At 44.5% G+C, this 1,570-nt stretch carries 1 protein-coding gene; it reads right to left on the reverse strand.

Annotation, left to right across the window (positions count from 1 at the left end; genetic code table 11):
- Window positions 1-279: 279 nt before the first annotated feature.
- On the reverse strand, window positions 280-1,570 hold a 1,291-nt coding region (locus F6K49_RS47650), incomplete at its 5' end, for a CHAT domain-containing protein (protein WP_293109569.1).

Genomic DNA, 1,570 nt, shown 5'->3' on the forward strand with positions numbered 1-1,570 from the left:
GGTAGCAAGCTGTTTAGCAGTCATTCGTTAGTATATAGCAGTTTGTCTAACTCAACTCACAAAAAAATTGTCCGATGTTTGGAAGCCCCGTCTAGGCAAGAGCGGGGTGGGGACATTGATCAGGCTGTTTGCGATCGCTCTGGCACCAATGGCCAAAAATCCTTAGACTAGTTGTGCAACAGACGCAGGTTGACTCAAGTTGGTTGGACACTATGGCATCTAGCTATTTCATCTCATAATAGTAGAATACTGATTCATAGACCTGTTATACACCTAAGATTAAAACCAATTTCCAATTACTAGATAAGGTGCCCAATAGGCGGGGCGAGCATATTGTCCTCCTGCTTCCAGTAAAGCGATTTGAGCAGCACGAAGGGCTTGGGCTTTGTTTAAGTTTGATTGTCGCAAACCCTGGTAAAATTGGGCGGCAATTTGGGCAGTGGTTTGATCATTAATGAACCAAAGCGAGGCTAAGGCACTTCTGGCTCCTGCTTGAACAGCTACACCTGCTAAACCTAAGGCTGCTCGGTCATCACCAGTGGCAGTTCGACAGGCAGTGAGGGAGATTAACTCCACTGGCTCAGTAGTACTAGCTACGCTGCGAATTACCCGATCTAATTCATCAATGGTGAGTTGATCATTTTCCCCGGTGACTAGGAAAGTATCCTCCGGTTCAGTGCCGAATTCACCATGAGTAGCTATGTGAATAATCGGGTAAACCGTTGCACCTAATTCTTGTTGTAAGCGATCGCGGGTAAATTCCTCATCCAATAGCTGTTTGCTCTCTGGTATGGTCTGTGTCACTGCCTTAACTTCTGTGGATACATTGCTCAAGGCTTCAAATTCACGACCATCGACAATAGCTTCTTTGGTTAAGCCCAACACCAGTGCTCGCCAACTCTGAGGGGTTAATGCTTTAGGCTCAGTCAGGGTGAGGGTGGGAGTGGTTGCGATCGCATAGCGTTCAACTAAAAATTTTTCCCCGTCGTGGAGGGCTGCCATTGGCACAGTGCGTAGGATGCCATCATTGATGAAGACCAGGGTTTCTATTTGAGCTTGTTCTAATTGATTGGCAAAAGGACGAATTAACCCATTGTAAATTTTTTGTGCCTGTTGGTAATTGTAAGGTTCAAAAAAGCTTTCTAGTTCTCTACGAAATTGATTAATGTCTTTTCTTAGACTGTCGCGGTCACTATCAATCCATTCCAATTGCTTTTCACCATTCGGCAGACTTAAAATTACTGCAGTTCGGTCTTTGAGGATAATGGTGCTAATCACAGCTGTCCGAGTACTGACTAGGTCAACTCTGGCTGGATTCACTGCTGCTAACACACAGTCGTTACCAAAATAATCTTGTAATTCTGCTAGTTTGAGACCATCAATGGTTTTCAGGACAATGTTAATATTCTGAGTACGCACATCGGGTAAAGCTGATTTTAGTAAGGTTTGATCTCCCTCTAACCTCAATGCCACTAACTGTCGGTAAATTGGGTTAACGGTGTCAAGAAAATCAAATTGGACATCTCGACTGGCAGTTAGGATATCGCTACGGATTGTTTCGAGAGTAGCG

The sequence above is a fragment of the Moorena sp. SIO3I6 genome (assembly GCF_010672095.1).